At 73.5% G+C, this 25,768-nt stretch carries 22 protein-coding genes and 1 riboswitch; of the genes, 7 read left to right on the forward strand and 15 right to left on the reverse strand.

Going from position 1 to position 25,768, the window contains the following annotated elements; translation table 11 throughout:
- Positions 1–44 precede the first annotated feature (44 nt).
- The 4 genes from C7456_RS07460 to C7456_RS07475 all read right to left on the reverse strand — a co-directional run bounded on the left by C7456_RS07460 (position 45) and on the right by C7456_RS07475 (position 2,438).
- The gene (locus tag C7456_RS07460) at positions 45–713 is read right to left on the reverse strand and encodes a M24 family metallopeptidase (protein ID WP_109723124.1); all 669 of its coding nucleotides are present in this window, start codon (positions 711–713) and stop codon (positions 45–47) included.
- Between the two features lie 62 nt (positions 714–775).
- Positions 776–1,132: a DUF1304 domain-containing protein gene (locus C7456_RS07465; RefSeq protein WP_109723125.1), complete on the reverse strand. Its 357-nt coding sequence runs from the start codon at positions 1,130–1,132 to the stop codon at positions 776–778.
- A gap of 117 nt (positions 1,133–1,249) precedes the next feature.
- Entirely contained in the window at positions 1,250–1,495 is a 246-nt protein-coding gene (locus C7456_RS07470) for a hypothetical protein (protein WP_109723126.1), read from the reverse strand.
- A gap of 169 nt (positions 1,496–1,664) precedes the next feature.
- Entirely contained in the window at positions 1,665–2,438 is a 774-nt protein-coding gene (locus C7456_RS07475; RefSeq protein WP_109723127.1) for a 2OG-Fe dioxygenase family protein, read from the reverse strand.
- A 177-nt stretch (positions 2,439–2,615) separates the two neighbouring features.
- Positions 2,616–2,728, forward strand: a riboswitch (SAM riboswitch).
- An 88-nt stretch (positions 2,729–2,816) separates the two neighbouring features.
- Between C7456_RS07475 and metX the strand changes: the two genes are divergently transcribed.
- Genes metX through C7456_RS07490 form a run of 3 tightly spaced genes read left to right on the forward strand, consistent with a single transcriptional unit; the run spans position 2,817 to position 6,136 of the window.
- Positions 2,817–3,842, forward strand: coding sequence for a homoserine O-succinyltransferase MetX (metX, locus tag C7456_RS07480; RefSeq protein WP_109723128.1), 1,026 nt, complete (start codon positions 2,817–2,819; stop codon positions 3,840–3,842).
- A 24-nt stretch (positions 3,843–3,866) separates the two neighbouring features.
- The gene (gene metB, locus C7456_RS07485; protein ID WP_109723129.1) at positions 3,867–5,054 is read left to right on the forward strand and encodes a cystathionine gamma-synthase; all 1,188 of its coding nucleotides are present in this window, start codon (positions 3,867–3,869) and stop codon (positions 5,052–5,054) included.
- Positions 5,051–6,136, forward strand: coding sequence for a homoserine dehydrogenase family protein (locus C7456_RS07490; protein ID WP_109723130.1), 1,086 nt, complete (start codon positions 5,051–5,053; stop codon positions 6,134–6,136). The genes metB and C7456_RS07490 overlap by 4 nt, the downstream gene beginning before the upstream one ends.
- A 234-nt stretch (positions 6,137–6,370) precedes the next feature.
- Here C7456_RS07490 and C7456_RS07495 read toward each other — a convergent pair whose 3' ends face one another.
- Both C7456_RS07495 and C7456_RS07500 read right to left on the reverse strand, forming a co-directional pair.
- The gene (locus C7456_RS07495) at positions 6,371–6,961 is read right to left on the reverse strand and encodes a YceI family protein (RefSeq protein WP_211306285.1); all 591 of its coding nucleotides are present in this window, start codon (positions 6,959–6,961) and stop codon (positions 6,371–6,373) included.
- A 270-nt stretch (positions 6,962–7,231) separates the two neighbouring features.
- Entirely contained in the window at positions 7,232–8,896 is a 1,665-nt protein-coding gene (locus tag C7456_RS07500) for an APC family permease (RefSeq protein ID WP_109723132.1), read from the reverse strand.
- Positions 8,897–9,227: 331 nt separating this feature from the next.
- Between C7456_RS07500 and C7456_RS07505 the strand changes: the two genes are divergently transcribed.
- On the forward strand, positions 9,228–9,833 hold the full coding sequence (locus C7456_RS07505) for an OmpH/Skp family outer membrane protein (RefSeq protein ID WP_109723133.1): 606 nt from the start codon (positions 9,228–9,230) through the stop codon (positions 9,831–9,833).
- A gap of 83 nt (positions 9,834–9,916) precedes the next feature.
- Here C7456_RS07505 and C7456_RS07510 read toward each other — a convergent pair whose 3' ends face one another.
- Positions 9,917–10,798: a hypothetical protein gene (locus tag C7456_RS07510; protein ID WP_109723134.1), complete on the reverse strand. Its 882-nt coding sequence runs from the start codon at positions 10,796–10,798 to the stop codon at positions 9,917–9,919.
- Positions 10,799–10,904: 106 nt separating this feature from the next.
- Here C7456_RS07510 and C7456_RS07515 point away from each other — a divergent pair, with 106 nt between their 5' ends.
- A complete protein-coding gene (locus C7456_RS07515) occupies positions 10,905–11,297 on the forward strand; it encodes a transcriptional regulator (RefSeq protein ID WP_109723135.1) in 393 nt (130 codons plus the stop codon).
- Between the two features lie 129 nt (positions 11,298–11,426).
- On the opposite strand, the gene C7456_RS07520 is transcribed toward C7456_RS07515, so the two are convergent.
- The 3 genes from C7456_RS07520 to C7456_RS07530 all read right to left on the reverse strand — a co-directional run bounded on the left by C7456_RS07520 (position 11,427) and on the right by C7456_RS07530 (position 16,664).
- Positions 11,427–12,632, reverse strand: a complete 1,206-nt coding sequence (locus C7456_RS07520; protein WP_425454627.1) for a Fic family protein — start codon at positions 12,630–12,632, stop codon at positions 11,427–11,429.
- A 104-nt stretch (positions 12,633–12,736) separates the two neighbouring features.
- Positions 12,737–14,119 (reverse strand): L-serine ammonia-lyase, encoded by a 1,383-nt coding sequence (locus C7456_RS07525; RefSeq protein ID WP_109723136.1) that lies wholly within the window; start codon positions 14,117–14,119, stop codon positions 12,737–12,739.
- A 139-nt stretch (positions 14,120–14,258) separates the two neighbouring features.
- Entirely contained in the window at positions 14,259–16,664 is a 2,406-nt protein-coding gene (locus C7456_RS07530) for a TonB-dependent siderophore receptor (RefSeq protein ID WP_109723137.1), read from the reverse strand.
- 234 nt (positions 16,665–16,898) lie between these two features.
- On the opposite strand from C7456_RS07530, the gene C7456_RS07535 reads away from it, so the two are divergent.
- The gene (locus C7456_RS07535; RefSeq protein WP_425454629.1) at positions 16,899–17,153 is read left to right on the forward strand and encodes a glutaredoxin family protein; all 255 of its coding nucleotides are present in this window, start codon (positions 16,899–16,901) and stop codon (positions 17,151–17,153) included.
- Positions 17,154–17,802: 649 nt separating this feature from the next.
- On the opposite strand, the gene C7456_RS07540 is transcribed toward C7456_RS07535, so the two are convergent.
- From C7456_RS07540 to C7456_RS07550, 3 genes are read right to left on the reverse strand one after another with little or no spacing between them, the layout of a single operon-like run.
- The gene (locus tag C7456_RS07540; protein ID WP_109723139.1) at positions 17,803–18,363 is read right to left on the reverse strand and encodes a YceI family protein; all 561 of its coding nucleotides are present in this window, start codon (positions 18,361–18,363) and stop codon (positions 17,803–17,805) included.
- Positions 18,360–18,941 (reverse strand): cytochrome b, encoded by a 582-nt coding sequence (locus C7456_RS07545; RefSeq protein WP_109723140.1) that lies wholly within the window; start codon positions 18,939–18,941, stop codon positions 18,360–18,362. The genes C7456_RS07540 and C7456_RS07545 overlap by 4 nt, the downstream gene beginning before the upstream one ends.
- Positions 18,925–19,569 (reverse strand): YceI family protein, encoded by a 645-nt coding sequence (locus C7456_RS07550; protein WP_109723141.1) that lies wholly within the window; start codon positions 19,567–19,569, stop codon positions 18,925–18,927. The genes C7456_RS07545 and C7456_RS07550 overlap by 17 nt, the downstream gene beginning before the upstream one ends.
- A 205-nt stretch (positions 19,570–19,774) precedes the next feature.
- On the opposite strand from C7456_RS07550, the gene C7456_RS07555 reads away from it, so the two are divergent.
- Positions 19,775–23,371, forward strand: a complete 3,597-nt coding sequence (locus tag C7456_RS07555) for a hybrid sensor histidine kinase/response regulator (RefSeq protein ID WP_109723142.1) — start codon at positions 19,775–19,777, stop codon at positions 23,369–23,371.
- A 232-nt stretch (positions 23,372–23,603) separates the two neighbouring features.
- Here C7456_RS07555 and C7456_RS07560 read toward each other — a convergent pair whose 3' ends face one another.
- Both C7456_RS07560 and C7456_RS07565 read right to left on the reverse strand, forming a co-directional pair.
- Positions 23,604–24,026, reverse strand: coding sequence for a DNA polymerase III subunit chi (locus tag C7456_RS07560; RefSeq protein ID WP_109723143.1), 423 nt, complete (start codon positions 24,024–24,026; stop codon positions 23,604–23,606).
- A gap of 157 nt (positions 24,027–24,183) precedes the next feature.
- Positions 24,184–25,671 carry a leucyl aminopeptidase gene (locus C7456_RS07565; protein ID WP_109723144.1) on the reverse strand — a complete coding sequence of 496 codons (1,488 nt, stop codon included), beginning with the start codon at positions 25,669–25,671 and terminating at the stop codon, positions 24,184–24,186.
- Positions 25,672–25,768 lie beyond the last annotated feature (97 nt).

Consider the following 25,768-nt stretch of genomic DNA (forward strand, 5'->3'; position numbering starts at 1 on the left):
TGCGTCCGCCGCGGGCGTTTTCAATGCGCGGCCGGGCGGCGCCTTCAGGCGGAAGCGCCTTCCAGCAGGTCCTCGTAGAAGGCGCCGAACGGTTCGCCGGGATGGGCGAGCTGGATCTCCAGCACCCACAGCCCCGGCGAGGGAACGGCGCCCAGGTCGCCGAGGTTGCCGGCCTTGTGCACCGCGTGCGGGAAGTCGCCCAGGCGATGGCCCTTGATCGCGTGGTTGAAGCGCCAGCCCATCGCCGCGGCGCGCTCGCCCGCATAGGCGTACAGCGCCCGGCCGCTCAGGCCGCGCGTGCGCCACGCGGCGGCGACGTCGTCGAACAATGCGCGGGCGGCCTCGGCGCAGGCCTGCTGGCGCGGCGCCTCGCCCACCGTGAAGGTGTCGCCCACGTCGCCTTCATGGCCGTCGAATACCAGCCCGAGATCGACGAAGAACACGTCGTCCGCGCCCAGCCGCACGCCCGGGTCGGAAGGTTCGCGGTAGGTCTTGAGCGTGTTCGGGCCGATGCGGATGTAGGGCGGGTGCCACAGCCGCTCCACGCCGTGCGCGCGGAACACCTCGGCGGCCATCGCCTTGGCCTGTTCCTCGTCGAGGCCGGGGCGCATGCGCCCGCGGATGTCGGCGAGCACGGCCCAGCTGCGCTCGCGGGCGCGGCGCATCAGGGCGGGGTCGAAGCGTTGGCCGACGGCTTCGCGCGGGGTGGTCATGCCTGGGTCCAGTGGATGCCGGGGCGGGGACGCATTATCCCACCGGCGGCCGGCCGGGCGGCTCAGGCCGCCAGGGTCAGCAGCAGGGCCAGCGCCGCCGGCAGCGCCTGCACCCACAGGATCTTCCGGCTCGCGGTGTGGCCGCCGTAGACGCCGGCGACCAGCACGCAGCCGAGGAAGAACAGCCGCACCGCGCGGCCGTCCGCGCCCAGCCACAGGCCCCACAGCAGGCCGGCGGCGAGGAAGCCGTTGTACAGCCCCTGGTTGGCGGCCAGCACCTTCGTCTGCGCGGCGGATTCCGCGTCGAGGCCGAAGGCGCGCCGCCCGGCGGGCTTGTCCCACAGGAACATCTCCAGCACCAGGAAGTACAGGTGCAGCAGCGCGACCAGGACGGTCACGACGGCGGCGGCGGCGGACATGGCGGTTCCTCGGGCGAAGGCCGTGCGCGGCCCGGACGCCACAGCATGACCGCGCCGGGGCCGCGGCGGAAGGGTGCTCCCGGCACGCTGCCGCGGCGCCTGCGGCGCGGACGGCGGCTACGGGGCGCGCCGCCGCCGCTGCACCGCGCGGTGCCGCGCCAGCACGCCGGCGCAGAAGCCGAGGTAGGCGTGCCCGGCGTAGCCGAGCCCGAGCAGGCAGGCGAGCAGGCAGGCCAGATCGGCCGTGGCCAGGCCGTGCGGGCGTTGCAGGGCGAGCGCGCCGGCGGGCAGCGCCAGCAGCGCCAGGGCGGGACGGGCGCGCGACGCGGCGCGGACGGCGGGGCGAGACGGCGGCAGGCGCATGGCGGTTCCCGACGGTGTGGCGGACCCGGCGGCACGTCGCGCCATGCCGGGCGTCGGGAGGTCATCGGCGGCATGCCGCAGGGCTTGAGCGTGGCCCGCGGAACGGCGGAGCACGTTGCCGCGCGGCGGGTCAGGCGCGGCGCCTTTCCCCGTGGCAGCCCGCGCCGGGCTACGCGGTGCTTCCTTGTCCTGCCGGCGGCTCGCCGGCGGTGGCCTCGGCGCGGTAGGTGACCACCAGCACGTCGCGGTGCGCCGGCCGTTGCGGGTCGTGCGGGACGACCGGGGTCACGCCGTGGCAGACGCGCGCGTCGTCCACCAGCGCCGCGTCCAGCGGGCGGGCGAGGGTGAAGCTGCCCAGCAGCCCGCCGTCGGGCCGGTGGATGGTGGTGGTGCCGCGCTCGATGTTGGCGCGGTCCACCAGCAGCACCAGCACGTAGTCCACGCCGTCGCGGTGCACGCCCTCGGGCGTGGGCTCGCCGGCCGCGCCGGCGCGCGCCTCGATGCGGAACTGGTGGACCTCGACGCGCCAGCGCCGGGTCGCCGGTGCCAGCGCGCCGAAGAAGTCGCGGCCGAAGGCCAGGATGCGGCGCAGCGTGGCGCCCTCGGCCACCGCCGGCAGGATCGGCTCGAACCAGCGCTCGATGCCGCCCTGCAGCGGGTTGTAGTCCAGGCTCTGGTAATGCGGCTGGCGCGGCTCGCGGCGGACCGGGCCGGCCGCGCCGGCGGCGAACACCGCGTGGCGGCGCCGGCGCTGGCGGCCGCGGGCGGCCAGGTAGGCGTCGGGGGCGAGGTCGTCCCAGCTGGCGGCGAAGGCGGGCCAGTCGTCCAGCGCGCCGCCGTCCTCCAGCAGGCGGCGCATCGCATCGCCGCCGAGGAAGGCGTAGCCGTCGCGCCGCAGCAGGGCCTGCAGGGTGGGGACGTCGGGAGCGGGGTCGGTGGTCATGGCGGGGGCGGGCGGAAACGGCAAGCATAGCGCCGCGCCGCGGCGCCGCCCAACGGGCGCGGGGCGTCCCGTCCGGCGGCGCCATGCGGCCGTCTGCGCCGGATTTGGCGAAATTTGGATGTGTAGACGTTTAGACGTCTATTGACAGGACTGCACGGCGACCGGTAGAGTCCGTTCCACTCATCGAGACCGGCGGAGGGATAGGCCCTTTGAAGCCGGGGCAACCTGCGGGACGAGCCCGCAACGGTGCCAATTCCTGCGGGGCGCGTGGCGCCACCGAGAGATGGGCGTGATCCGCGCCGCGGCCCCGCGAGGCCGGCGGCGCGGGCGGCGGCCTTTTCCGGCAATACCGCAGGCGATGCCTTGCCGGAGCCTTCCATGACCTGCCAGCCGCTGCCCGTGAACACCTTCGCCTCCCCCGTCCCGCTGCCGCGCCCGCGCGCCGACGCGCGCCGCGACCACCTCACCCAGCGCAGCGCGCGCCGCGTGGCGCTGTCGCCCCGCTACGGCCACGGCCCGGCGATGGTGGACGTGCGCTACCTGTGGTGCGGCGCGCCGGACGCGCCCACGGTGATCGTGCAGGGCGGCATCTCGGCCAGCCGCGACGTGGTGGCGCTGGACGCCGAGGCCTCGCCCGGCTGGTGGCAGGAGCTGGTGGGCGAGGGGCGCGCGATCGACCTCCGGCGCTGCCGCGTGCTGTCGATCGACTGGCTGGCCCCGGCCGAGCTGGGCACCGAGGCGGTGTCCAGCGAGGACCAGGCCGACGCCATCGCCGCGCTGCTGGCCGAGCTGGGCATCCACCAGGCGCACGCCTTCGTCGGCTCGTCCTACGGCGCGATGGTGGCGCTGGCCTTCGCGGCGCGGCATCCCTACGCGGCCGGCCGGCTGGTGCTGCTGGCCGGCGCGCACCGCCCGCACCCGCTGGCCACCGCGCAGCGCAGCGTGCAGCGCGGCATCGTGCGGCTGGGCCAGCGGAGCGGGCAGGTGGACGAGGCGCTGGCGCTGGCCCGCCAGCTCGCCATGACCACCTACCGCGGCAGCGACGAGTTCGCGCGCCGCTTCGCCGGCGGCCCGGAGTTCCGCGACGGCCGCTTCCGCTTCCCGGTGGAGGACTACCTGGAGCAGGCCGGCCGCCGCTTCGTCGAGCGCTTCGACGCCGAGCGCTTCCTGGCGCTGTCCGAGTCGATCGACCTGCACGACGTGCGCCCCGAGGAGGTGCCGGTGCCGGCCACGCTGATCGGCTTCCCCTCCGACCGGCTGGTGCCGCTGGCCGACCTGTGCGAGCTGCAGCGCCGGCTGCGCGGCGCGGCCACGCTGGAAGTGGTCGAGTCGCCCTACGGCCACGACGCCTTCCTCAAGGAAACCGCCCAGCTCGCGCCGCTGCTGCGCGAGGCGCTGGCCTGAACATCAGCAAGGAACCCCACGACCATGAGCGACTCGGCCCCCTGTACCCGCGCGGTGCGCGCCGGCATCGAATCGGACAGCCAGCACGGCGCGGTGGTGCCGCCGCTGCACCTGTCGACCAACTACGCCTTCGAGGGCTTCGGCCGCAAGCGGCCCTACGACTACTCGCGCAGCGGCAATCCCACCCGCGACCTGCTGGCCGAGGCGCTGGCCGGGCTGGAGCAGGGCGCCGGCGCGGTGGTCACCGCCAGCGGCATGGCCGCGGTGGCGCTGGCGCTGGAGCTGGTGCCGGCCGGGGCCACGGTGCTGGCCGCGCACGACTGCTACGGCGGCACCTGGCGCCTGCTCGACGCCTGGGCGAGGAAGGAGCGCTTCAAGGTGCGCTTCGCCGACCTCACCGACCCGGCCGCGCTGGCCGCGGGCCTGGCCGAGAAGCCCGCGCTGGTGTGGGTGGAGACGCCGTCCAACCCGCTGCTGCGCATCACCGACATCCGCCACGTGGCACAGGCCGCGCACGCGGCGGGCGCGCTGGTGGTGGTGGACAACACCTTCCTCTCGCCGGCATTGCAGCAGCCGCTGGCGCTGGGCGCCGACGTGGTGGTGCACTCCACCACCAAGTACATCAACGGCCACAGCGACGTGGTCGGCGGCGCGGTGGTGGCGCGCGACGCCGCGCTGGCCGAGCGGCTGAAGTGGTGGGGCAACTGCAACGGCCTCACCGGCGCGCCGTTCGACAGCTACCTCACCCTGCGCGGCCTGCGCACGCTGGGGGTGCGGCTGCGCCAGCACCAGGAGAACGCCGCGCGCATCGCGGAGCTCCTGGACGGCCACGCCGCGGTGCGCAAGGTCTACTACCCCGGCCTCGCCGCCCACCCGCAGCACGCGCTGGCCGCGCGCCAGCAGCAGGGCTTCGGCGCGATGCTGAGCTTCGAGCTGGAGGGCGAGGTGCCGCAGATCGAGGCCTTCGTCGACGGCCTGAAGTACTTCTCGCTGGCCGAGTCGCTGGGCGGCGTGGAGAGCCTGGTCGCGCACCCGGCCAGCATGACGCACGCCGCGATGGCGCCGGAGGCGCGCCGCGCCGCCGGCATCGCCGACGCGCTGCTGCGCCTGTCGGTGGGCATCGAGGACGGCGACGACCTCGTGCGCGACCTCGCCGCCGCGCTGGCGCGCGCGCAAGCCGTGCGGACGTCCAAACGCGCGGTGGGCGCATGAGCGCGGTGCTGGCGGCGGAGGCCGCGTCCGCGCCGAAACCCCGCGCGTCGTCGTCCGCCGCCGTGGTGCTGCTGGGCACCGGCGTGGTCGGCGGCGCCTTCCTCAAGCTGCTCAACACGCCGGCCGCCGCCGCGCTGCGGCTGGTCGGCGCGGCCAACTCGCGCCGCCAGCAGACCGACCCGGCGCAGCTGGCCGACCGCGCGCTGCGCGAGAAGCTGCGCGGCCAGGGCGACGCGCGCGACGACGCGGCGCTGCTCGCCGCGCTGGACGCCAGCGGCGCGGCGGTGCGGGTGATCGTGGACGCCACCGCCTCGGCGCCGCTGGCCTCGCGCCACGTCGAATGGCTCGCGCGCGGCTACCACGTGGTGACCGCCAACAAGGCGCTGGCCGGTGGCGACCTGCCCGGCTGGCGCGCGCTGCAGGGCGCGGTGGCGCAGGGCGGCCGCTACGGCGACTCGGCCACCGTGGGCGCCGGCCTGCCGGTGCTGTCCACGCTGCGCCGGCTGCGCGGCTGCGGCGATGCGCTGCTCACGCTGGAGGGCGTGTTCTCCGGCTCGCTGTCCTACCTGTTCAACCAGTACGACGGCAGCCGGCCGTTCTCCGCGCTGCTGCTGGAGGCGCGCGAGCGCGGCTACACCGAGCCGGACCCGCGCTCGGACTTGTCCGGCGAGGACGTGGCGCGCAAGCTCCTGATCCTCGCCCGCAACGCCGGCTTCGCGCTGCGCCCGGACGAGGTGGAGGTGGAGAGCCTGGTGCCCGAGCCGCTGCGCGGCGTGGACGTGGATGCCTTCCTGGCGCGCCTGGCCGAGCTGGACGAGCCGCTCGCCGCGCGCCATGCCGCGGCGAAGGCGCGCGGCGGCGCGCTGCGCTTCCTCGCCCGGCTCAACCAGCGTGGCCGCGCCCGCGTGGGCCTGGTCGAGGTGCCGGCCGGCCATCCGGCCACGCGGCTGTACGGCACCGACAACCAGTTCGCCCTCACCACCACCCGCTACAACACCCAGCCGCTGGTGATCCAGGGGCCGGGCGCAGGGCCGGAGGTGACGGCGCAGGCGCTGCTGGGGGACGTGCTGGCGCTGCTCTAGCGCCCGTCGTGCCGGCGCGGGCCGGAGCCCGACGCGAAGCGCTGCGAGTCGGGATGGCGTGCCGCGCACGCCATCCGCGCCGCGCCCCGGTGGCCCGCCATCTCCGGCGCGGCGCGCAGGGGAGGCGGTGGTCATCGGGAAACTCCCGAAGCGGGAAGCGGGCGCGCCGCGCGCAGGCGGCGCATGGACCCTGCGGCCCGGATCGTGGCGGCGCGATCCGGACGATCCGCCGGGTCAGGGCCGCCGGATCGCCTCGACCTGGATGCGCAGCGTCACGTCCATCCTGAAGCCGTAGTCCTTGCCGCCGCTCATGCCGTAGTCGTCGCGCTTGAACGTGGCCAGCGCGTCGGCGCCGCACACCTCGCGCTTGAGCATCGGGTGCGGCATGCACTTGAAGCTGTCGATCCTCAGCGTCAGCGGATGGGTGGCGCCGTGCAGGGTGAGCTCACCGACCACTTCGGTCGGCCTGCCGTCGGCGAAGCCGGCGAGCCTGCCGACGTAGTGCGCCGTCGGATACTTGTCCGACTCGAACAGCTCCTCGCCCTGCGCGCCCTTGTTCAGCTCCTCCTGGCCGAAGTCGGCGCTGCGCATGTCCACGACGACATCCACCGTGCCGGTGCCGGCGGCCTTGTCCAGGGTCACCGTGCCGGTGGTGTGGTTGAACTTGCCGCGCCAGACCGACAGCCCGCCGAGGTGGTCGGCCTCGAAGCTGGGATAGGTGTGGTCCGGGTCGATGTCGTAGGTCGCGCTGGCCGCGCGGGCGGTGCCCAGCGAGAACAGCAGGGCGAGGCCGAGCGTGCGGGACATGGCGGGGCTGGGGGACATGGCGGTTCCTTCGTGGGCGAGAGGCGGCGGGCATGGAGTGCGTCGGCGGGCCGGGTCCGCCGCGGCAGGGCATGTGCCTGCCGGCACGGTCGTCCGCAAGTCGCGGCGACGTTCGCGCCGCTTGTCTCCACGACGAGCGGGAGCGGGCGCTATCGACACGGCACCGGGCGCGAGGTCCATGCCCGGCCGGCGCGGCCGCCGTGCCTCGATCCGAATAAAAAACGCGCGGCTGTGGGCCGCGCGTCCTTTCGGGGCATGCCGACCGCCGGCTCAGCGCCCGGCGATGCGCTCGGCGGTCTCCTCGTCCGGCGGCACCAGCGGCGACACCGGGTCGATGCGGGCCTCCAGCTGCGCCGCCTCCACCGACGGCGTGCGCCAGCCGGACTTCACGCCCCACAGGTAGAACACCAGGCCGGTCGCGGCGACCACCGCGAGGTCGACGCCGTAGGAGAGGTAGCCCCGGCCGCCGAAGGTGGTGCTGCCGATCCACGAGACGAAGGCCAGCGTCGGCAGGTAGCACACCAGCCACCAGGCGCCCTTCATCTGCCGGCCGAAGTCGTGCCAGTCCGCCTTGGCCTGGTAGTACAGGTACACCGGCAGCGCCACCGCCATCAGCAGGATGATCTCCCCGGTGAGCGGCCACTTGGCCCAGTACAGCAGCTCGGTGGCCATGACGAAGGCCACCCCGGCGAGCACCGGCAGGCCCTTGATGCGCAGCGGGCGGTGCAGGTCCGGCGCGGTGCGGCGCAGGGTCATCGCACTGACCGGGCCGGTCATGTAGGAGATGATGGTGGCCACCGAGATCACCGCCGCCAGCGTGCCCCAGCCGCGGAAGAAGAACAGGAACAGGTAGGACACCGCCAGGTTGAGCCACATCGCCGGGCGCGGGATGCCCCACTTCGGGTGCACGGTGCCCAGGATCTTCGGCAGCGTGCCGTTGCGCTCCATGCCGTAGATCATCCGCGCGGTGGTGGCGGTGTAGGTGATGCCGGTGCCGCTGGGGCTGATGAAGGCGTCCACGTACAGCAGCATCGCCAGCCAGTGCAGGTTGACGATGATCGCCAGCTCCGCGAACGGCGAGCGGAAGTCGACGCCGTGCCAGCCGGCCTTGGCCAGCAGCTCCGGCGGCACCGCGCCCAGGTAGGCCACCTGCAGGATCACGTAGACGATGGTGGCCAGCACGATCGAGCCGATCACCGCGAAGGGGATGCTCTTGCCGGGCTCGTGCGCCTCGCCGGCCAGGTTCACCGGGCTCTGGAAGCCGTTGAAGCTGAACACGATGCCCGCGGTGGCCACCGCGGTGAGCACCGCGGCGAAGTCGATCGCGTGCGCGTCGCCGTGCACGCCCACGTGGAAGTTCTCCGCGTGGAAGCCGCTGGCGATCAGCGCCAGGCCGGTGGCGGCCGGCACGATCAGCTTGAACACGGTGATCGCGGTGTTGGAGTGCGCGAACAGCTTCACGCTCCAGAAGTTGAGCAGGAAGTAGATGATCACCAGCACCGCGGCGATGGCCAGGCCCGGCAGGGTCAGCTCGCCGTGGCCGTCGGGCATGTGCATGTACAGGTTCTGCGCCCACTGCCACGGCCACGAGGCCATGTACTGCACCGAGGCCTCGGCCTCCACCGGGATCACCGAGACGATCGCGATCCAGTTCGCCCACGCGCCGATGAAGCCCACCAGCGAGCCGTGCGAGTAGTGGCTGTAGCGCACCATGCCGCCGGACTCGGGGAACATCGCGCCCAGCTCCGCGTAGGTCAGCGCGATGGTCATGATGATCGCCGCGCCCAGCACCCAGGCCCAGATCGCGCCGGGGCCGGCCAGGCCGGCGGCCCGCCAGGCGCCGAACAGCCAGCCCGAGCCGATGATCGAACCGAGGCCGGTGAGCATGAGGGCGAAGGGGCCGACGTCGCGGCGGATCGGGCTGTGAGAAGTCATGCAGGCTCCCGCATTTTCCGAGTGACAAGGCACCGCCGTGACGGCACAAACCTCTCGATGATGACAGAGGCCGGCACGGCCTGTCAGCCTCGCCGCATGCTGCGTTGCGGCGGGGCGCGGCTTCCGCGCGCGCGGGAGCCGGAAACTTTCGGGCAGGAATGCCGTCGAAGGCGTCTCTTCCGCGCGGGGATGCGCGGCGGCCGTCGCGGCCGGAGGCCGTTCCCGCCGAGGGGCGTTTCCTCCGCGCGGGGATGCGGCTACCGTTGGCGGTCCGGGCGTGCCGCCGCCTGCCCCCGCCACGGCGGCCCTTTCGACAACGAGGTTCCCCACCATGCGTCTTTCCACCTTCACCCTCCTCGGCGCCGGCCTGCTGTCGGCGACGGTCGCCGCGGCGCAGAACGCGCCCTCGGCGCCCTCCCTCGGCGGCAATGCGGTGCCGGGCGTGTGCCTGCTCTCGCGCGAGGCGGTGTTCGCCAACGCGAAGGTCGGCAAGGCCGCCGCCGCGCGGCTGCAGCAGCTGGCCCAGCAGATCCAGTCCGAGATGGCGGCCGAGCGCAAGCCGCTCGACGCCGACGTGCAGGCCTACCGCGCGCAGGCGGCCTCGCTGAAGCCGGAGGAGCGGCAGAGCCGCGAGCAGGCGCTGGGTCAGCGCATGCAGAAGCTGGAGGCGGACGGCAACCTGCGCGGCCGCGAGCTGGAGGCCACCCGTGCCAGGGTGATGGAGCGCATCGGCGCGGCGGCGCAGCCGGTGGTCGCCAGCGTGTACCAGCAGAAGGGCTGCGGCCTGCTGCTCGACCGCGGCGTGGTGCTCGGCGGCAACATGGCCAACGACCTGACGCCCGCCGTGGTGCAGGGCCTGGACGCGAAGATGAGCACGATCAGCTTCGACCTGGAGAGGCTGCCGGCGCAGGCGGCCGCCCCGGCCGCGGGCAAGTAGGCCGGGCCTGGCTCGACTGCGGCGGCTCTCGTGCAGCCGCGGGTGCGATTCCTCCGGCCGCGATCCCGAAAACCGCCGCGACTTCAATCCGCCGGCGCGCCGTGCGCGGCGCGGAGCCGGAAGCGCGCCCCGGCCAGCAGGTCGGAGAGCCGCGTCTGCCGCCGCCGCCACGGCGTGAAGGGCAGCGGGCCGAGCGGCGCGTACAGCCACGGCCGGTCGCCGCGCTGCGCGGCGGGCAGCGCGTTGACCAGCTCGCACCAGCGCATGGCGACGCGCCGGCGCGCGGCGGCGGCCGGTTCCTCGTGCAGGTCGACCAGGTAGTCCGCCACGGCGGTGCGCGCGACGAAGTGCGGCCGGTACGGCACGTGGCGGCCGGCGTCGTCCGGGTAGGCGAGGTCGGGGAAGGCGTGGCGCTCGTCGAGCCGGCACAGCGCGAGCACGGCGGGGTCTTCCTCGGCCCAGGCCAGGAACTCGATCTCGCGCACCGCGTCGCGCGCGCCGAGCGGCAGGCGCGGGTAGATGCACTTGCCGACCGCCAGCGAGCGCTCGCGGTGCACGCGCAGCTTCGGGAGTTCGGAAAGCCGCCGCAGCGGGACCGGATGGTCGCGGCCGCGCCGCGGCGCCGGCCCGGCGCCGGGCGGCGGCTCGTCCTGCGCCGGCATGCGCGCGTGCGCCGTCGCGGGCGCGGATCGTCCCGCATGCAACGCGGGCAGGGTGAGGAACCACGCCAGGGCGTCCCGCCGGGCCGGACGGCCGGCGGCTTCCGGCGGTGGCCACGCCGGGTGCGACGGGCCGGCCGCGTCGTCGTCGAGCGGCGGCTCCTCGCCGGGATCGAGCCGCAGCATGGGCAGGGCGAAATCGTAACGGGCGAAGTCCGCGCGCAGCGGAACCTCGATGAAAGCGCCGGGGGCCTCGTGCGGCTCCGCGCCGGCGGCCGGGAGGCGCGGTTCGCCCTGTTCGTCCATCGTGCCAAGTCCCGCAAGTGCCGTTTGCCGGAATGAAAGCAAAACTTTACTGAAAACGAAAGCATGCCTTTCCTTATCGGCGGGCGCTGCACCTACCGTTCCCGGCATGAAGAGGGAACACGCCGCCTTCGCCGCACGCCTGCGCGCCGCGCTGAAGCACGCCGACATCGAGCCCCGGCCGGTGGTGCTGGAGAAGCTGCTGGCCCGGCACGGCGTGGTGGTGACGGCGCAGGCGATCTCGGGCTGGCTGGGCGGCCGCTACATGCCCAAGCCCGCGGCCCTGCGCGCGCTGGCGGGGCTGGTCGGCCTGGAGCCCTACCAGCTCCAGTACGGCGCGCGAAGCGTGCGCGAGGAGCCGGCCGGCTGGTCCGTGCGCCCGAGCGCCGCCGACCGCCTGGCCATCGAGGAATTCCTCGCCCTGCCGCAGGCGCACCGCGCGCTGGTGCGGGAGCTGATCGCGGCGCTCGCGCGGAGCGGGGCGCCGCGCAAGACGCGCTGAGCCAGCCGGCGCTCGATGCCGGTGCCGTGGACGGCGTGGAAGCGCAAGCCCGTGCGCGAACTGATCGCGGAACTTGCCGAGGGCGGCCGAGGCAAGGCGCGTCGACATGGCCGCCGCGCCCGGACGGGTTCAGGCGCCGTCTTCCCGCGACGTGTTCTCGCCGAAGATCGAGATGTACGGTTGGTAACGGAACAGCCGGTTGCGCCGGTAGCCCGTGGCTTCCTGCAGGATGTCCAGCCCCACCAGCCGGGAGACGATGTTGTCGGCCGCGGTGTAGGTGGTGCCGGTGAGCTTCTGCACGCCGGCGACGGAGATGATCGGGTTCTGGTAGAGGTGTTCCAGTATCCGATGCCCGTTCGCGGCAGCCCGTCCCAGGCTGGCCGTGACGGCGCCGCGGTGCTGTTCGCGCAACGCGAGGATGCGGCGCGCCGTCTCGGTCGCCTCGTGGCTGACGACGGCGACGCCACGGAGGAAGAACCCGAGCCGGCCCTCCCAGTCGCCACGATCGCGCACGGCCTGCGGATGTTCGTCGTACTCGGTGCGGAACTGCTTGAAGAAGTGCGAGAGGTACAGGACCGGCTTCGGCAGGATTTGGCGCTGGCAGAGCAGGAAGGTGATCAGCAGCCGGCCCACGCGCCCATTGCCGTCGAGGAAGGGGTGGATGGTCTCGAACTGGGCATGGGCCAGGCCGATCTGGATCAGCGGCGGTAGGCTGCTGTCCGTATGCAGGAAGTTTTCCAGGGCGCCAAGCATGGCGGGCACTTCGTGCGGCGGAGGCGGGACGAAGCTGGCCTCGTTGAGCGAACAACCCGCCGGCCCGATCCAGTTCTGCGAGCGGCGCAGCTCGCCAGGCGTCAGCCGCGCGCCGCGGACTCCCTGCAGCAAGCGACCGTGGATTTCCCGGATCAGCCGCACGGAGAGGGGCAGTTCCTTGAGCCGCTCCAGGCCGTAATTCGTCGCGGCGACATGGTTGACCACTTCATCCACGTCGTGCGGCATGTCGGGCGTGAACATGTGCGCCTCGGCGGCAAGCAGGTCCTGCAGGGAGCTTTGCGTGCCTTCGGTCTGGCTGGAGAGCACGGCTTCCTTGCGCACATACATGAAGACGAAAAGGTCCGGATTGGGCAGCGTCTGGATGGAACCGTCCAGGCGTCCCAGCGCGCGATCCGCCGTGGACAGCAGGGACTGCAGCTGGTCCGTCAGGCGGATCGGTGGTTCCGGCGGCAGGGCGCGGGGAAGAAGGCGCGGTAGCCGGTCGGCTGCGCGATATAGCGCCCTGCGCGGTGGCGATGGGCGGTCATGTGCGTCAGGAACCTTGCGTATGGGCCATATCACGGAGCCTTATCAAAGGCTGACGATAATGTGGGGCGCAACGCGCGGCATGTGCAAGGCTGCCTACAACAAGAGGCGGATGCCGGTGCAGAAGCCTCTGCGCGAGCTCAGCACTCGATGACGTTCACCGCCAGCCCGCCGCGCGAGGTTTCCTTGTACTTGTCCTTCATGTCGCGGCCGGTCTCGCGCATGGTGGCGATCACCTTGTCCAGCGAGACGCGGTGCTTGCCGTCGCTCTTGAGCGCCATGCGGCTGGCGTTGATCGCCTTCACCGAGGCCATCGCGTTGCGCTCGATGCAGGGGATCTGCACCAGGCCGCCGATCGGGTCGCAGGTGAGGCCCAGGTTGTGCTCCATGCCGATCTCGGCGGCGTTCTCCACCTGCAGCACGTTGCCGCCCAGCGCGGCGGTGAGGCCGCCGGCGGCCATCGAGCAGGCCACGCCCACCTCGCCCTGGCAGCCCACCTCGGCGCCGGAGATCGAGGCGTTCTCCTTGTAGAGGATGCCGATCGCGCCCGCGGTGAGCAGGAAGTCGACGATGCCGTTCTCGTCCGACTTCGGGCAGAAGCGGTGGTAGTAGTGCAGCACCGCCGGCACGATGCCCGCCGCGCCGTTGGTGGGCGCGGTGACCACGCGGCCGCCGGCGGCGTTCTCCTCGTTCACCGCCAGCGCGTACAGGTTCACCCAGTCGAGGATGGTCAGCGGGTCCTTCAGCGCGGCCTCCGGCTGGCTGCGCAGCTCCTCGGCCATCGCCGGCGCGCGGCGCGCCACGTGCAGGCCGCCGGGCAGGGTGCCGGGCGAGCGCAGGCCGCGGTTGACGCAGTCCTGCATCGCCTTCCAGATGGCGAGCAGGCCCGCGCGGGTCTCCTCCGCCGGGCGCCACACGCTCTCGTTGGCCAGCATCAGCTGCGCGATGGTGAGGCCGTGCCGTTCGCACAGCGCCAGCAGCTCGTCGCCGGTGGCGAACGGGTAGGGCAGCTCGGTGGTGTCGGCGACGATGCGGTCCTCGGCCGCCTCGTCGGTGTTGACCACGAAGCCGCCGCCGACCGAGTAGTAGTCGCGCGTGGCCAGCTCGCGGCCCTCCGCGTCGTAGGCGGTGAAGCGCATGCCGTTGGTGTGGAACGGCAGCTTCTGGCGCTTGTTGAACACCAGGTCGCGCTTCTCGTCGAAGTCGATCGCGTGCTTGCCCAGCAGCAGCAGCCGGCCGGTGGCGCGGATGCGCTCGAGGATGCCGGGGATGGCGTCGGGATCGACGGTGTCCGGGTGCTGGCCCTCGAAGCCCAGCAGCACCGCCTTGTCGGTGCCGTGGCCGCGGCCGGTCATCGCCAGCGAGCCGTACAGCTCGGCGCGCACGCGCGCCACGCGGCCGAGCGCGCCCTTCTCCTCCAGCCAGCGCTCGCCGAAGCGCGCGGCGGCGCGCATCGGGCCCACCGTGTGGGAGGAGGACGGGCCGATGCCGATCTTGAACAGGTCGAAGACGCTGACTGCCATGGGTGATGCACGCGGGGGAGTGGGGCAATGCCCCATTCTACGGCAGGCGTGCGCCGGCGCTTCGATGCGGGAGCGTACGTTTCCCGCGGCCGGAGCAGGGTTGCGCCCGGCGCCGTGGCCGCGGCGCCGGGCGCGCGCGTCAGAAGCTGTAGCGCACGTCGAGCATCCAGCTGCGCGGCGCCGCGTAGTAGGCCTGGCCCCAGTACAGGCTGGTGAGGTACTTGCGGTCGGTGACGTTGTCCAGGTTGAGCGTGGCGCTCCAGCCCGGCGCGAAGTCGTAGCCGGCCATCAGGCCCAGCACCGCGTAGCCGCCCTGGCGGGTGACGATCTCGCTGCCGTCGGTGGCGACCGCGCCCTGGTCGCGCCGGATGGCGTCCTGCCAGCGCAGCGTGGCGCCCAGCTTCACGCCCGCGGCCGGGAAGCGGTAGCTGGTGGCCAGGCGGAAGGTGCGGCGCGGCACGTAGGTGCGCACGTTGTGGCCGTCCGGGTCGGCGAGGCCGAGCTGGGTGTAGCCGCCGCTCAGCTGCCAGTGCTCGGTGAGCTGGCCGCCCACGTCGAACTCGTAGCCCCTGGCGGCGGCGTCGATGCCGCGGTAGTAGTCCAGGTTGGTCTCCAGGCTGTGGCCGGCGTACTCGGCCAGGCCGTCCTGGCGGGTGCGGAACAGCGCGAACGAGGCGTTGAGCCGGCCCTCGTACCACTCGCCCTTGACGCCGGCCTCCAGGTTGGCGCCGATCACCGGGTCCAGCACCTTGTTGTTGACGTCGGTCTGCGTCTGCGGGTTGAACAGCTGCGCGTAGCTGGCGTACAGCGAGTAGTTGCGCGACAGGTCGTACACCGCGCCGACGAACGGTACCGCGCGCGTGCGCCGGTAGTCGTTGGGCGTGCCGTAGTTCTCGCCGCTGCCGCGCACGCGCACCAGGCTGGCGCCGGTGATCAGCCTGAGCGGGTCGGCCAGGTTCCAGCGCGCGGTGGCGTACAGGCTGCTGCGGCGCAGGTGCAGTTGCGCGCCCTGCCGCGAGGCGTCGAAGGCGGGCCGGGGATAGTCGCCGTTCCAGTCGTCGAGGCTGGGCAGCGGCGTGCCGACGTCGTTGCCGTACAGGGAGCGCTGGTCGGCGTCGCTCTTGGCCGCGTTGGCGCCCAGCACCAGCTCGTGGCGGCGGCCGCCGAGCTCGAACGGGCCGCTGGCGTAGAGGTCGCCCACGTACTGCTTCTCCACGCTGGTGTAGCGCGAGGGGTAGCTGAACAGGCCCAGCCCGGTGGCCGGGTCGGGCGTCCCGTAGACGTAGAACAGGTTGCCGCCCTCGGCGAAGCGGCGGTAGTTGAACGTCGCCTTCAGGCTCCAGTCGGCGCCCAGGTCCTGGGTCAGTTCGACGAAGGCGCGGGTGTCGGCGCCGTCCCAGGTGGTCCAGCGTGCCGCCGGGTTGGTCGAGCGGGCGTAGTCGGTGGGGCTGCCGTCGGCGTAGTACAGCGGCAGCGCGCCCCACATGCCGCCGCGCGGCTGGTTGTCCTGGTAGCTGACGCCGGCGCTGAGCAGCGTGCTGTTGCTCAGGTCCGCCTCGACGATGCCGGAGAGGACCTGCTTGCGCAGGTGGTAGCGGTCCAGGTAGCTGTCGGTGTCCTGGTCGGTGGCGACCAGGCGGCCGCGCACGCTGTGCGAGGCGTTCAGCGGCCCGGACAGGTCGATGTCCAGACGGCGGTCGTCCCAGCTGCCCACGCCGACGCCGACGTTGCCCTGGACGTCCGCGGTGGGCCGCTTGCGCACGAAGTTGATCGTGGCCGAGGGATTGCCGGTGAAGGAAAGCAGGCCGTTGGCGCCGCGCAGCACTTCCACCCGCTCGTAGAGGGCGGTGTCGATGTCGCCTTCCTGCTCGCCGTTGGTGAACGGCAGGCCCAGGCCGTCGACCAGGAAGTTGGTGACGTCGAAGCCGCGCGCGCTGTAGAAGGTGCGGTCGGTCTCCACCCGCTCGACGTTGACGCCGGTGGTGGCGTCCAGCACCGCGTTGATGTTGTCGAGGCCGAAGTCGTCCATCTGCTGGCGGGTGACCACGCTGACCGACTGCGGCGTCTCGCGCGGCGACAGCGGCAGGCGGGTGGCGCCGCGGGCGGCGCGCACGGTGTAGCCGTCGTCCTGCACCACGTCGGCGGTGGCCTGCACGCCTTCCAGCGTGGTCACGCCCTCGGGCTCGCCGGGCGCGCGCGCGGCCAGCCGGTAGCGGCCGCCGCCCTGGTCCAGCGCCTTCACGCCGGAGCCGGCGAGCAGCGCCGCCAGCGCGTCCTGCGCGGCGTAGTCGCCGTGCAGGCCGTGGCTGCGCTTGCCGTCCAGCGGCAGGTCGCGCTCGACCACCGCGCCGCCCTGCGCCGCGAAGCGGTCCAGCGCCTGTGCCAGCGGGCCGGCGGGAATGTCGTAGCGGTGCAGCTGGCGGGTGGCGGCCGGCGCCTCGCGGGCGGCGAGGGGCGAGGCGAGAACGGCGAGGCCGAACGCGGCGAGCAGGGCGCGGCAGAGCGGGCGGCGCGGGCCGGACGGGGCGAGGGGGTGGGATGACATCGGGGAGGAAGCCTTGTGGTTTTTGGTGTGGTGCGTGCGGAGGCGGCAACCCGGCCGTATCGGCGACCCGGCATGCGGCTCCGCAATCGTGTAAATGATATTAATTATCATTTGTGCGGTGCAATGGACTGCGGCAGCGGGTCGCGGCCGGCACGGGGCCGGGGGCATCCCGGCGGATGCCGCGCGGGTTCGCGGGCGGCAGTCGCGGTGGGCTATCGTGTGCGGCCCATGCCGATGCGACTTGTGCTCTACCAGCGCGACTACTGCCACCTGTGCGACCAGGCGCTGGCCGTGCTCGCCGAGGCGCGCGCGCCGGACTTCGACAGCGTGTGGGTGGACGACGACGCGGCGCTGGAGGCGCGCTACGGCGCGCGCGTGCCGGTGCTGCGCGACGCGGACGGCGGCCGCGAGCTGGACTGGCCGTTCGACGCGGCGGCGGTGCGCGCGTTCCTGGGCGTCCTTTCCCCGGTGGGGAGAGAGCCGGAGTGAGGTAGGGGCCGAGGCCGGCGAAAGCCAGGCGGCGAAGCACGCTGGCGAGCGGCTGCCGCGGTGGCTCGCAGGTTTGCGTCACCCTCCGCACCGCCGCGCCTTTCCCACTCCCCTCCGGGGAGAGGGCAGGGTGAGGGGCGGGGCTTGCGAAAGCGCTTGCTCGGAGCGGGCTGCGGATTCGGCGCGGATTCCCGGACTGGCTTCGGCTCTGGAACGGGGCCTCGGCGGTTGCCAGCGTTGCCGCAAGACCGGCACCTCACCCCAACCCTCTCCCCGCAGGGGAGAGGGAGCTGCGGCCAGGACGGGGAGAGAGGCTACGGGGATCGCATAGCGAACCTGGCGGCGCGGGAGCCGCATGCCGGCCGCCGTGCCTTCCTCACTCCCCTCCGGGGAGAGGGCAGGGTGAGGGGCGGGGCTTGCGAAAGCGCTTGCTCGGAGCGGGCTGCGGATTCGGCGCGGATTCCCGGACTGGCTTCGGCTCTGGAACGGAGCCTCGGCGGTTGCCAGCGTTGCCGCAAGACCGGCCCCTCGCCCCAACCCTCTCCCCGCCGGGGAGAGGGAGCTGCGGCCAGGGTGGGGAAAAGGGAGCTGCGAGCAGGGTGGGAAAGAGGTGGCGGCGATCCGCCTCGCGGGCCTGCCGCGCGCGGACCTACTTCGAGACCAGCTGCAGGTGCGCGCTGACCTTCACGTCGGCGCCGATCACCGAGGTGTCGGCGTAGTCGCCGCCGCCCACGCCGAAGTCCAGGCGCTTGAGCGTGGTGCTCACGTCCAGCGTGGCGCCGTCGCCCTGCGGCTTGAACGTCACCGCCAGGCTCACCGGCTTGGTCACGCCGCGCAGGGTCAGCCGGCCGTCGGCGATCACCTGGCCGCCGGCCTGGCGGAAGCCGGTGGTGACGAAGTGCGCCTGCGGGTACTGCGCCACGTCGAAGAAGTCCGCGCCGGGCAGCGCGCCGTCGCGGTCGCTGTCGCCGGTCCTGGCGCTGGCGGTGTCCACGGTGACGTCGAACTTCGAGGCGGCCAGGTTGGCCGGGTCGTAGCTGATCGCGGCGTTCCACTTGCCGAAGGTGCCCTCGAAGGCGCCGCCCTGGAAGGTGGCGCTGAAGCCGAGCCGGCTGGCGGCCGGCTGCACCTGGTAGTCGGCCGCGGCCGCGGCGCCGGGCAGGAGCAGGGCGAAAAGCAGGGCGAGGCGCGGGGAAGCGGTCCGGGTCATGGCGGGGGTCCTCCGTCGGTGGGGGGCTGGCGCAGGCGCGCGAACGGCCACATGCGGCGCAGCACGTCGTCGCCGTCGAACACGTGGTGCTTGAGCGCGCCGCCCACGTGGGCGACCAGCACCAGCACCAGCAGCCAGAAGCCGTACTCGTGCACGGCGTGGGCGACGCGGGCCAGGTCCTCGTCCTTGGCGGCCAGCGCCGGCAGGTTGAACAGCTTGAACCACTGCAGCGGATAGCCGTGCAGCGAGTTGAACCACCAGCCGCTCAGCGGGATCGCCAGGATCAGCACGTACAGCGCGAAGTGCGCCGCGTGCGCGGCCCACCGCTGCCAGCGCGGCGCGGGCAGCTCGCGCGGGCGGCCGTCGACGAGCCGCCACGCGATGCGCAGCAGCGCCAGCGCGAGCAGGGTCAGGCCGATCGACTTGTGCAGCGCGTACACGCCGATCTTGGCCATCGGCGGCTTCATGCCGGTCATCCACAGGCCGACGATCCCCACGCCGATGATGCCCAGCGCCATCAGCCAGTGCAGGGTCTTGGCCAGCGAACCCCAGCGGTCGGCGTCACTGCGCAGCGGCATGGGCGGGCTCCGGGGCGGTGGCGGACGGGGCGGGCGCGCGGTCGTCGCGGATGGCTTCCAGCTCCAGCCAGACCATCACGTCGCGGCCGACCGAGCCCTGGTAGGCGGTGCTGCCGAAGGCGGTGCGGTCCAGCCGCGCGGTGGCGGAGAAGCCGGCCACGTCGTGCAGGCCGTAGACGGTGCGGCCCTCGCGGTTGAAGCGGAAGTCGACGTCCACCGGCCGCGTCACGCCGCGCAGGGTCAGCGTGCCGTGCAGCACGCCGTGCTGGGCGTCCCTGCGCTCGACCGAGGTGCTGGCGAAGTGCGCGTAGCGCGCGCGGCCGGCGTCGAGGAAGGCGCCCTTGAGCACGGCGGCGTTCCACTCCGCGTCGCCCATGTCCAGGCTGCGCAGGTCGATGTCCAGCTCGGTGGCCGAGCGCGACCAGTCGCCCGGGTCGAAGCGCAGCCAGCCCTGCGCGATGCGCAGCCGGCCGAACGGGCGCGAGTAGCCGTCGTGGTCGATGCTGAAGAGGATCTGGCTGTGCACCGTGTCGTAGCGGTAGCGCGCCTCCTTCGCCTGCGCGGGCAGGACGGCCGGCAGCAGCAGGGCGAGTGCCAGCAGCGGGCTTGTCGGACGGGCGCGGCGCATGCGGCGAAGTCTGGCCGAACCCGGCGGCGCGCGCCAGCGCCGCGCGGTGAACGCAGCGTTGCGCAAAAAGGGCGGCGCGCCCCGCGATGCGCCATGGCACGGCGTTTTTTGGCATCATCCCGCAGCTTGCCGCGCCGCTTTTCCGCCTCCCCGAGGCCGGGCGCGGCCCCGCGGCGCCCGGCGCCGCGCACGGGAAGGGGACCGCATGGTATCGGCAGTGCTGTTGCACGTGGCCTTGCTGCTGGGGGCGCCGGCTTCGCCGCCGGCCGCCGCGGCGGCGCCCGCCGTGCTGCCGACGCCGCAGTTCCGCCGCTACGGCCTCGCCGAGGGCCTGCCCAGCACCGCCGTGTACGCCGCGGTGCAGGACCGCCAGGGCGCGATGTGGTTCGCCACCAAGGGCGGCCTGGTGAGCTTCGACGGCGTGGAGTTCAGGGCCTACCGGCACGCCGCCGGCGATCCCGGCTCGCTGTACAACAACAACCTCTCCTTCGTGCTGCTGGACCGGCGCGACGGCAGCCTGTGGACCGGCGGCCTCGACGCCGGCCTCAACCGCTTCGATCCGGCCGCCGGCACCTTCCGCCACTGGGACCACGACCCGGGCGATTCGCACAGCCTGTCCAGCGGCAAGGTCTGGGCGGTGGCGCAGGACGGCGACGGCAGCCTGTGGGTCGGCACCGTGCGCGGCCTGGACCGGATGGGCGCGGACGGCAGCTTCGAGCACATCGTCAACCCGCTGCTCGGCCCGGTGCCCACCGACGTCGGCACGGTGGGCGCGCTCTACGTGGACCCGCACGACCGGCTGTGGATCGGCAGCGAGCGCGGCGTGTTCCGCCGCGACGCCGACGGCAGCTTCCACGCGATCCCCTGCGCCGAGCCCGGCGTGCTGCTCGACGCCTGGAGCATCGCCGGCGACGGCGAGGAGGTGCGGCTGTCGACCAGCGCGGGCTTCTTCCTGGTCGGCGGCGACGGCGTGGCGCGCCGCTTCGGCGCGGGCGTGATCCCCGCGCGCAACGTGATGAGCAGCGTGCGCGACCACGCCGGCCGGCTGTGGGTGGGCACCAAGAGCGGCCTGTTCCTGCAGGTGCGGCCGGGCGCGCCGGTGACGCCGGTGATGGACCGCCCGGTGCTGTACGGCAACCTGCCCGGCAGCTGGGTGTGGCAGCTGTACGCCGACCGCGAGGGCGGCCTGTGGGTGACCCTGCTCGACGGCGGCATCGGCTACCTCGCGCCGGGCTGGAACAGCTTCAGCCGCTTCACCCACGTGCCCGACAGCAGCGACAGCCTGCGCGACACGGTGGCCACCACCATGGCGCGCGGCCGCGACGGCCGCCACGTGTGGGTGGGCGAGCGCGACGGCCGCATCGACCGCCTCGACCCGGCCACCGGCGCGGTCGACCACGTGCTGGACGGCCTGGGCGGCGACGTGCTCGGCATGACCGAGGACGCGCAGCGCCACCTGTGGGTGGCCGTGCGCGGCGCGCTGTACCGCGCCAGCGGCAGGCGGGTCGACCGCGTCGACCCGCAGGGCAGGTGGCTGCAGCATCCGCTGGAGGTGGAGCCCGGCCCCGACGGGCGCCTGTACGTGCGCACCTTCGGCGAGGGCCTGTTCCGCGTCGACCCGGACTCGCTCGCGGTCACCCCGGTGCCGATGCCGCGCGCCGGCGACCAGGCGCCGTGGGGCGCGCAGATGACGCAGGGGCCGAACGGCATGTTCTGGTACGCCAGCGAGGACGGCCTGCTGCGCCTGGACGTCGCGCGGGGCAGCTTCGAGCCGGTGCCCGGCGCGCCGCGCGGGCGCTCGGTGGAAGCCTTCGACTTCACCCCGGACGGGCTGTGGGCGGCCACCGCCGACGGCCTGGAGCACTACCGCTACCAGGGCGGGGGCATGGCGCTGGACCGCAAGGTCGACAGCGCGCACGGCTGGCCGTCGGTGAACGTGATGGACCTGCGCGTGGACGCGCACGGGCGCGTCTGGGTGTTCGGACGCGACGGCCTGTGGCGCTACGACCCGGCCGACGGCCGCTTCCGCTCCTTCGGTTTGCAGGACGGCCTGAGCAACGGCGAGTTCTCGCGCGGCTTCGCGCTGATGCCCGGCGGCAACCTGTACGCGCCGACCCTGGGCGGCGTGGTGGCCTTCAACCCCGACGCGGTGGACGAGCAGCGCACGGTGCCGCAGCTGGCGCTGGCCCAGGCCAGCGTGCGCCGCAACGGCACGCTGCAGAACCTGCCGCTGGACGGCAACCCGCTGCAGGTGCGCTGGACCGACCGCGGCCTGCGCGTGGCGGCGCGGGTGTTCTCCTACGCCAACCCGGTCGCCAACCGCTACCGCTTCCGCCTGGAGGGCTTCGACAGCGGCTGGGTGGACACCGGCAGCCGCGGCGAGCGCGAGTTCGCCGCGCTGGGCGCCGGCAGCTACACGCTCAAGGTGATGGCCGCCGGCGCCAACGGCGTGTGGGCGAGCGTGCCGCCGGTCGGGATCGAGGTGCAGGCGCCGCCGTGGGAGCGCTGGTGGGCCTGGCTCGCCTACGCCGTCGCCGCGGCGCTGGCGGTCTGGCTGCTGCTGCGCGCGTGGCGCCGCCGGCTGTGGCAGCGCCACCGCATCCAGCTCGCCGAGCAGCAGCGCCAGCTGGCCGAGGAGGCCAGCGCGGCGAAGACGCAGTTCCTCGCCACGCTCAGCCACGAGCTGCGCACGCCGATGACCGGCGTGATGGGCATGGCCGAGTTGCTGCTCACCACGCCGCTGACCAGCGCGCAGCGCGAGTACACCCAGGCCATGCAGCGCTCCGGCGCGATGCTGCTCAAGCTGCTCAACGACTCGCTGGACCTGGCGCGCATCGAGTCCGGCCGGCTGGAGCTGGAGCCGGCGCCGTTCGACCCGCGCCAGCTGGTGCTGGAGGTGGCGCAGCTGGAAACCGGCCAGGCGCAGGTGAAGGGGCTCAGCTTCTCCGTCGACATCGACGACGCATTGCCGCCGCGGCTGATCGGCGACGCCATGCGCATCAGGCAGGTCCTGCTCAACCTGGCCAACAACGCGCTGAAGTTCACCGACTACGGCGGCGTGGTGCTGCGCGCGGCGCCGGAGGCCGGCGGGGTCCGCTTCAGCGTGCAGGACAGCGGGCCGGGCATTCCCGAGGCCAGCCGCGCGCGGCTGTTCCGCCGCTTCGAGCAGATCGACGGGCCGCAGCGCCGCTCGGGCAGCGGGCTGGGCCTGGCGATCTGCCGCGAGCTGGTGGAGCTGATGGGCGGGCGCATCGAGTTCGAGTCGCAGCTGGGCCACGGCACCACCTTCCACGTGCGGCTGCCGCTGCGCGAGCCCGAGCCCGCGGCCGGCGCGGCGCCGCTGCCCGCCGCGACCCGGCGGCCGCTGAAGGTGCTGCTGGTGGAGGACGACACCATCGTCGCCGCGGTGATCCGCGGCCTGCTGCAGCGCCAGCGCCACGAGGTGACCTACGTGCCCAACGGCCTGGCCGCGCTGGCCGAGCTGGCGCAATCGCGCTACGACGCGATGCTGCTGGACCTGGACCTGCCCGGCGTGGACGGCTTCCAGCTGGCGCGGCTGATCCGCCAGCGCGAGCGCGCCGGCGAGCACCTGCCGATCGTGGCGATCACCGCGCGCAGCGGCGGCGACGAGGAGGCGCGCACGCGCGCCGCGGGCATGGACGGCTTCCTGCGCAAGCCGCTGACCGGCGAGCAGCTGGCCGAGGCGCTGGAGGAGGTACGGCGGCAGTGGCCCGCGCCCGCGGCCGCGCCGCGGCCGGAGGCGGCCGCGCCGCGGCCGGAGGCGGCCGCCGGGCCGGCGTGAGCTGGCTAGTGTGAGCTGGCCGGACGGTGCTTTTCCCTCTCCCCTCCGGGGAGAGGGCAGGGCGAGGGGGCGGCGCTGACGAAAGCGCCGCTTCGGAGCGGGCTCCAGATTTGGATCGGGCTTCCGGATTGCACTCCAAAATCTGGAGAGAAGTGCGGCGGTCGCCAGCGCTGCCGCAAGACCGGCCCCTCACCCCGACCCTCTCCCCGGAGGGGAGAGGGAGCAGAGGCGGTCACATGTCGAACTTGGCGACCTGGAAGCCGCGCTGCTGGTAGTCGCGCCAGCGGCGGCGCGAGCCCTCGCGTTCGGCCGGGTCGGCGGCCACCACCTCGAGCACGCGCTCGCAGCGGCCGGTCGGGCAGTCCTCGCGCAGGTTGATCAGCAGCGGGCGGTCGGGCGTGTCGATGCCCGGCGGCACGATCAGCACCGCGGTGGCCGCGTCGTCCTCGTCGCCGGCGATCTGGTGCGGGATGAAGGCGTCCTCGTCGAACGCCCACAGCAGCTCGTCGATCGCCTCGGCCTGGGCGAAGTCGCGCGCCAGGACCAGCGTGGGCTGCTGCGCGGCGTAGGCCTTCCTCGCCAGCTCGCACACCAGCAGCAGCGGCTGCTCGCGGAAGCGCGGCTTGTCGATCAGGTAGAAGTCGGCGCGGGGCATGGGGAGGGGGCGGGAACGGGGAACGTCAGGGGAGCGGCGGTTCGGGATCGCGGGCGATGCCGACCCTCTCGGGCACATCGAGCCCGGGCACATCAAACCATACCGGGAACATCCATGCGACGCGGACCCGCACGTTCCCCGTTCCCCCGCACCGGCATCAGCCGGCGCGATCGATCAGCCACTGCGCCAGCAACGGCACCGGCCGCCCCGTGGCCAGGCCCTTGCGGCCCTCGTCCCAGGCGGTGCCGGCGATGTCCAGGTGCGCCCAGCGCTGGCCCTCGGTGAAGCGCGCGAGGAAGCAGCCGGCGGTGATCGCGCCGGCGTTCTTGCCGCCGATGTTGGCCACGTCCGCGAAGCCCGATTCCAGCTGCGCCTGGTAGTCGTCCCACAGCGGCAGGCGCCAGGCGCGGTCCAGCGTGGCCTCGCCGGCGGCGAGCAGCTCCGCGGCCAGGTCGTCGTGCTTGCTCATCAGGCCGGAGGCGTGCTTGCCCAGCGCGATCACGCAGGCGCCGGTGAGCGTGGCGGCGTCGACCAGCGCCTGCGGCTGGTAGGTCTGCGCGGTCCAGGTCAGCGCGTCGCACAGGATCAGGCGGCCCTCGGCGTCGGTGTTGAGCACCTCGATGGTCAGGCCCGACAGGCTGGTCAGCACGTCGCTCGGGCGGTAGCTGTCGCCGTCGGGCATGTTCTCCACCGCCGGCACCACGCACACCAGGTTGAGCGGCAGGCCCATCTCCACCGCGGCGACGAAGGCGCCCAGCACGCCGGCCGCGCCGCCCATGTCGAACTTCATCTCCTCCATGCCCGGGCCGGGCTTGAGGCTGATGCCGCCGGTGTCGAAGGTGATGCCCTTGCCGACTAGGGCGTAGGGCTTCTCGTCCTCGGCGCCGCCGCGGTACTCCAGCGCGACCAGCCTGGGCTTGTTGGCCGAGCCGCGGCCCACCGCCAGCAGCGAGCCGAAGCCGAGCCGCTCCATCTCCTCGTGGTCGAGCACGCGGCAGGCGACCCGGTCGTGGGCGTCGGCGAAGGCCTGCGCCTGCGCGGCGATGTAGGCGGGGTTGCAGATGTTGGGCGGCAGGTTGGCCAGCTCGCGCGCGAAGCGCACGCCCTCGGCGATGGCGCGGGCCTGGTCGAGGCCGGCCTGCGCCTCCTCGCCGGCGGCGAAGGCGAGCGCGGCCAGCTCCGGCTGGGCCCCCTTCTCGCGCGGCTTGAAGGTGGCGGTGTAGCGGTAGGCCGCGTGGTCGGCGGCCAGCGCCGCGGTGCGCACGCGCCAGGCGGCGTCGCGGCCGGGCACGTCCACCTCGGCGAGGTAGGAGACGGCGGCGTCGACCGGCAGCCGGCCCAGCGCGCGGGCGGCCTCCAGGTTCACCTTCTGGAAGCGCGCCGCGTCGAACGACTTCTGCGCGCCCAGGCCCACCACCAGCACGCGCCGGGCGGCGACGCCCGGCGGGGCGAACAGCACGGCGGACGAGCCGGCCTTGCCGGTGATGTCGCCGCTTTCCACCTGGCGCTTGATCGCCCCGCCGGCGGCGCCGTCCACCCGCGCGGCGGCGCTGGTGAGCAGGCCGTTCTCGTACACGCCGACCACCACGCACGGGGTTTCGACGGTTTCGGGGGCGGCGGCGCCGAGGCTGAACTGGAGCGTCATCGGAAGGATCCTGCAAGGCAATCGGAAGGGGAGAACCGGCTAGACTAACCGTTTGCGGCCGGCGCGGACGCACGGCAACGGAACGACGAATTCTATC

This window comes from Fulvimonas soli (assembly GCF_003148905.1).
GTDB classification, from domain to species: Bacteria; Pseudomonadota; Gammaproteobacteria; order Xanthomonadales; family Rhodanobacteraceae; genus Fulvimonas; species Fulvimonas soli.

Bases quoted from the DNA above. Each gene is read 5' to 3' on its own strand.
- C7456_RS07460 (WP_109723124.1), bottom strand. From the start codon at position 713: ATGACCACCCCGCGCGAAGCCGTCGGCCAACGCTTCGACCCCGCCCTG.
- C7456_RS07465 (WP_109723125.1), bottom strand. From the start codon at position 1,132: ATGTCCGCCGCCGCCGCCGTCGTGACCGTCCTGGTCGCGCTGCTGCAC.
- C7456_RS07470 (WP_109723126.1), bottom strand. From the start codon at position 1,495: ATGCGCCTGCCGCCGTCTCGCCCCGCCGTCCGCGCCGCGTCGCGCGCC.
- C7456_RS07475 (WP_109723127.1), bottom strand. From the start codon at position 2,438: ATGACCACCGACCCCGCTCCCGACGTCCCCACCCTGCAGGCCCTGCTG.
- metX (WP_109723128.1), top strand. From the start codon at position 2,817: ATGACCTGCCAGCCGCTGCCCGTGAACACCTTCGCCTCCCCCGTCCCG.
- metB (WP_109723129.1), top strand. From the start codon at position 3,867: ATGAGCGACTCGGCCCCCTGTACCCGCGCGGTGCGCGCCGGCATCGAA.
- C7456_RS07490 (WP_109723130.1), top strand. From the start codon at position 5,051: ATGAGCGCGGTGCTGGCGGCGGAGGCCGCGTCCGCGCCGAAACCCCGC.
- C7456_RS07495 (WP_211306285.1), bottom strand. From the start codon at position 6,961: ATGTCCCCCAGCCCCGCCATGTCCCGCACGCTCGGCCTCGCCCTGCTG.
- C7456_RS07500 (WP_109723132.1), bottom strand. From the start codon at position 8,896: ATGACTTCTCACAGCCCGATCCGCCGCGACGTCGGCCCCTTCGCCCTC.
- C7456_RS07505 (WP_109723133.1), top strand. From the start codon at position 9,228: ATGCGTCTTTCCACCTTCACCCTCCTCGGCGCCGGCCTGCTGTCGGCG.
- C7456_RS07510 (WP_109723134.1), bottom strand. From the start codon at position 10,798: ATGGACGAACAGGGCGAACCGCGCCTCCCGGCCGCCGGCGCGGAGCCG.
- C7456_RS07515 (WP_109723135.1), top strand. From the start codon at position 10,905: ATGAAGAGGGAACACGCCGCCTTCGCCGCACGCCTGCGCGCCGCGCTG.
- C7456_RS07525 (WP_109723136.1), bottom strand. From the start codon at position 14,119: ATGGCAGTCAGCGTCTTCGACCTGTTCAAGATCGGCATCGGCCCGTCC.
- C7456_RS07530 (WP_109723137.1), bottom strand. From the start codon at position 16,664: ATGTCATCCCACCCCCTCGCCCCGTCCGGCCCGCGCCGCCCGCTCTGC.
- C7456_RS07535 (WP_425454629.1), top strand. From the start codon at position 16,899: ATGCGACTTGTGCTCTACCAGCGCGACTACTGCCACCTGTGCGACCAG.
- C7456_RS07540 (WP_109723139.1), bottom strand. From the start codon at position 18,363: ATGACCCGGACCGCTTCCCCGCGCCTCGCCCTGCTTTTCGCCCTGCTC.
- C7456_RS07545 (WP_109723140.1), bottom strand. From the start codon at position 18,941: ATGCCGCTGCGCAGTGACGCCGACCGCTGGGGTTCGCTGGCCAAGACC.
- C7456_RS07550 (WP_109723141.1), bottom strand. From the start codon at position 19,569: ATGCGCCGCGCCCGTCCGACAAGCCCGCTGCTGGCACTCGCCCTGCTG.
- C7456_RS07555 (WP_109723142.1), top strand. From the start codon at position 19,775: ATGGTATCGGCAGTGCTGTTGCACGTGGCCTTGCTGCTGGGGGCGCCG.
- C7456_RS07560 (WP_109723143.1), bottom strand. From the start codon at position 24,026: ATGCCCCGCGCCGACTTCTACCTGATCGACAAGCCGCGCTTCCGCGAG.
- C7456_RS07565 (WP_109723144.1), bottom strand. From the start codon at position 25,671: ATGACGCTCCAGTTCAGCCTCGGCGCCGCCGCCCCCGAAACCGTCGAA.